This is a genomic window from Psychrobacter sp. Ps7 (assembly GCF_022129225.1).
Taxonomy (GTDB): domain Bacteria; phylum Pseudomonadota; class Gammaproteobacteria; order Pseudomonadales; family Moraxellaceae; genus Psychrobacter; species Psychrobacter immobilis_A.
The window spans coordinates 1-4,422 of record NZ_JADQAH010000065.1 but is presented as its reverse complement, the minus strand read 5'-3'; the positions used below and the strand labels follow the sequence as shown (position 1 = coordinate 4,422).

General features: G+C 35.9%; 4 protein-coding genes. 3 read left to right on the top strand and 1 reads right to left on the bottom strand.

Annotated features, from left to right (window positions below):
• The 3 genes from I3257_RS13915 to I3257_RS13905 form a co-directional block, all read left to right on the top strand.
• The coding region (locus I3257_RS13915; RefSeq protein ID WP_238050143.1) for a DUF2345 domain-containing protein at window positions 1-1,250 on the top strand (1,250 nt) is incomplete at its 5' end.
• Window positions 1,251-1,261: 11 nt separating this feature from the next.
• Complete coding sequence (locus I3257_RS13910; RefSeq protein WP_238050142.1) at window positions 1,262-2,245, top strand: hypothetical protein; 984 nt, start codon at window positions 1,262-1,264, stop codon at window positions 2,243-2,245.
• A 208-nt stretch (window positions 2,246-2,453) separates the two neighbouring features.
• Window positions 2,454-3,098 carry a peptidoglycan recognition family protein gene (locus I3257_RS13905; protein ID WP_238050141.1) on the top strand — a complete coding sequence of 215 codons (645 nt, stop codon included), beginning with the start codon at window positions 2,454-2,456 and terminating at the stop codon, window positions 3,096-3,098.
• Window positions 3,099-3,149: 51 nt separating this feature from the next.
• On the opposite strand, the gene I3257_RS13900 is transcribed toward I3257_RS13905, so the two are convergent.
• Entirely contained in the window at window positions 3,150-4,127 is a 978-nt protein-coding gene (locus I3257_RS13900) for an SUMF1/EgtB/PvdO family nonheme iron enzyme (protein ID WP_238050140.1), read from the bottom strand.
• Between the last annotated feature and the right edge of the window lie 295 nt (window positions 4,128-4,422).

Sequence of the window (4,422 nt, the reverse complement as noted above, 5' to 3'; positions counted from 1 at the left end):
AAGCACAGGGTGGTGAGTTGCAATTACACAGTCAACAAAGCATGACGATTGGTAGTGAGGCTGGACAGGTGAATGTGTCGAGTCCCAAACGTATTAAGCTGCAAACCAGTGCGGGGGCATCGATTACGATAGATGATAGTGGGATTAAGTTGGTGTGCCCGGGAGAGATTAAGATCAAGGCGGTGAAGAAGGGTTTGGTTGCGGGTAGCAGGGTTACCGTTAAAGTCTTAGATTTTTTAAGTTCTGATGCTTCAATGAGTTACTATTTAATAGATAGTGCGACTGAACGTGTTTTGAAAAACAGACGTTACCGAATGATTAATCCACATAATGGGCATATCACTCTGGGCAAATCAGATAATTCAGGTAAGATAGAAGAACATCATCCAAATATATTACTTGAAATACTGCCTGAGTTAAGTCGGACTTATACTCAAGATATAGGTGGTAACTTACCAAATATTATAGCTACAGCGGCGCCTAGTCCAGAGAAAAATATTTTAACAGCCAAAGATTTAAACTCTTTAGAAACTATCCTTAAGAACCTAAAAGCAAAAAACTCAACGTTTAAAGCTGATTATAATAGGAGAATAAGTGGAGGTTATAATTTAGATTCAGTTCCTATTGTACCAAATGGGGCTAAATTAGTTAGTTTTAATAAATTACTTAAATTAAAGGCAGGAACTAGCGATAATATGTTTTATAAATCTTTCGATGGTTTTGCAGGTAATGAAACTAACTTTCACAAGACTATTGATATATTAGAAGGAGATCGCTACTTACCTCATTCATATTATTATGTTTACGCTCATGGTAGCAACCGCAGTATTTTATGGGTGAACACAAGAGATCTAGACCCAGTTCAAAGAGCTTTAAACATAACAAAATCAAAGAATCAGTACGTGACTATAAGTGGAAAAACTGAGTCTCAAAAACGTGATGCCATAAATAAATTCTATGAGTTTATTAGTTTAAATGGATATACAGATAGTCAGACTTTAGTTCTTTTATCTTGTAACGTTGGAAATGGTTTGACTAAAACTCTTGGTGAGTATATTGCTGCACATCCAAATATAGGTACAGTATATGCACCAACATCTTTAACTTGGTATAGCTCAGCTGACCCAAGTGTGAGCTCTTATGCTAGATGGATACATCCTGACACAGGTATGAAAACCCTACCAGAAAAAAAGCTGATGGGTCATTTCAGAATCTTTAATAGCGCTACAACAGTACGTAGTAGCAGGTAGGACTTATACTAATGAAAAAATTACTAATTCCATTAACAGCTGTACTTTTTTTATCCTCATGCGAGTCTTCTACAGCAACTAATCAAGGGACAAAAATGAATAGCTCTTATGATCAAGAAATTAAGTTACCAACTGATCGACGCTTAAGTTTTAATGAAGCAATGAATTTACGAGCTAGTGACCTAAATCTTAGGATTTATGACGAAGAAAGAATGGAACTACTGCACAAATATGCTAAAGATCCAAAGGAGATAAATGCTCAGTACGCATGGGCAACATATCAATTGTGGCATGTTGATAACCTTGATGTCGAAATGCAAGGTTATCAAAAAATATTTGAATTAGCGAAAATTGATCATCCTTACGCTTGTGCGGACGTTTATACTTGGAGCTATCAATTTGATAATAATTTTATCAAAAATACCATGAAAATAAATAAAAAAAATATTTTAGCTATTAAAGATAATTGTTTAGAGATTGCCTTAAAATATAACGCCAACTCTATAAAACACACCTTAATTGAAAAGTTTTTTTCTGACTATAGACGTGGAGATGAATATGATGATTACAACATTTTATCTTATAGGCTCATGCAAGATGTAGATAAGCAAGAATTAAATAGAGTCAAAGAATATCTACTCATGTATTTGTTCTCATGGGACAACCAGTTTATGAATAGTATTCCTAGTAACAATTTAGCTAATGGTAATCTAGTGAGTTTCTACCTCCAAATTTTGGCTTATGACCCTTATGATTTTAATGTAACTGAAGCCTGTGCTTGGTTAAAATATTACGATCAGGATTTTATACCTTACCTTAAAGAAAACAACCTTCCAAACTTAAAAATCATTCAAAAGAAACTTGTTAAATCTCTACCTATCTTAAGAGATAAAATTAAAGATACAGAAATTAATATTCAACAATGTCAGTCACGTTATATAGAAATTCGAGATACCAAACGTAACAATGATCCTTTTGAATTAGATTTTAACTAAAAATGTAGTGTGCTCAATAGATGGCGAAGCATTTGTCAGTATAGAATAAATTGCACAATCAGTTGAACACTATATAATAGATGGCGAAAAGTATAGATCATTTGGAGCTTGCGAAAAATTTAATATTGTTGAAAAACTAGTTTCAAATAGTAGTGACTGCCCTTCAAACATATCAGGTTGTTTTTGCAATAAAACAGGAAAACTACCAATGCAAGCTGGTTTTCTAAGTCATTCTCGTATAATAAAACATCATACTCCTAAGCTTGAAAGAATGAATTACACTCAAAAAATTAAAAAAATAATTTTGCATCGAACCGTCAATAGTTCTGCTCAATCAACATTTAATTCTTTTAATAGAGGGTCAAAACCATATGGTACACACTTTGTTGTAGACAAGGATGGTAAAATTTATCAAACAGCAAACTTGAATGCAAACTCCTATTCAGTAGGAATTGAAGTTGTAGGTATGCCCCTTGATAAGAATGGAAAACCAACAGAAAAAGAAAACGAAGCACACGTTCTACGGTTTTTAAGTTATGGTCTTAATAATATAGACACGCCCTTGCTCACACTATTAAATGATATCAAAGCAGATAAAATCACTGAAAAAAATGATACTGGCAATACCTTTATAGATCAATATCTCAACATGCTAGGTGGACTCATTAAAAATTACTATCCTAAAGGCGAGCGTGTAGTCCTTAATACTGATCCTGCTTATGAGAAGTATCGTATGTTGGCTAAAGTCGATTATGTTAGTCCTAGATTTTATACAGCTAAAAACCCACAGCACTTTGATGCTAACATCTTAAATCCAAGGGATAAACCAGCTGATGGCATCTACCATGCTTAAGGGTTATTCAAGGTTAAGGACTATTTCGGTAAGAGGATATTAATAACACGATTAACTTATCGCTTGCTGGCTATTAGCGACACAGCGAGCTGAGGTAAAAGCATTCTGATTAGCATCTTGTGCTTCCTCTATCAACGGTGGATTAGGCAAGCGTTTTATTCGCATTAGAGTAATTGACCCATTGGCTTGTATGTTTTGTGCCGAACCCCATTCAGCGTTTACTGAGCGCAAAACTTTTTCAGTACCCGTGTCAGGGCCTTGGGGATTATGCTCAGGGCTGTTGGCATAGTAATCCTCGCTATACCAGTCATTCATCCATTCATTATTTTGATTGGTCATGTCATACAGACCCAAAGGATTAGGAGGATATAGTCCTACAATAGGTATAGCTAAATTAGTATTATATTTTCTTGAGAGTGCTGACTTCTCATCAAACGTCCATATATTGTGTCCACCATTTATTTTACCGTTATCGGTTGGAAATAATATATATTTACCGCGATTGCGTGCGGCATATTCCCACTGCGCTTCGGTTGGTAGACTCATTGGAACCTCTAACTGTTGACCAAGCCATTGACAGTAGTGCTGTGCCGTTTGCCAGTTTACACCAGCAGCAGCATTAGATTGACGTAGCTCTATCGTAGTATCTTGCATACCAATTTTTTTTTGTTTAGTCGCCATACTATAGATATCGAAGTCACCATAAGTCGCTTTATAAGCATTCATGCTAAAGCTATCGAGCGTCACCTTGTGCAGTGGTTTATTGTCACTTTCACTCCTAATAGGGCCACCATCATTTATAGTGACTTTAGAACCGAAATCACCCATCTCATAGCTACCGCCTTCGATAAAGCGCATGTTTTCCTTTTGCTGCACTAGGAAGTCGTCTAGCTGTTTTTGTTCATCCGCAGTCAGATTACTACGAGTTTTCGGGATGCCGTCGCTATCAACCGAAGGCTCTTTGGCACAGGCAGTCATAGTAAATAGAGGTAATATAAACAAAGATACGAATAAAGGCTTAAGCGTCATAATAAGCTACAGTGATGTTTTGTTGTGAATTTAGAGGATTATACTAACAATTTGCATGGATTGTCTAAGTGGAAATATTAAACTACTGTCGAGAAATATTGGGTTAATAAAAAGGGTCAAAAACACCAGCCCAAATTATAATATCTGGTGTCATACCATCATCAAGTATTTATCAAACAATGGTTACAGCGCACTGCTCAGTATATGCAGCGCCATACAACAAACGCTATTCATCTGTCTATACCCGATCATGGCTTTGACATCGCCCGCGATACTGGGGTTTGGGTATTAGCGA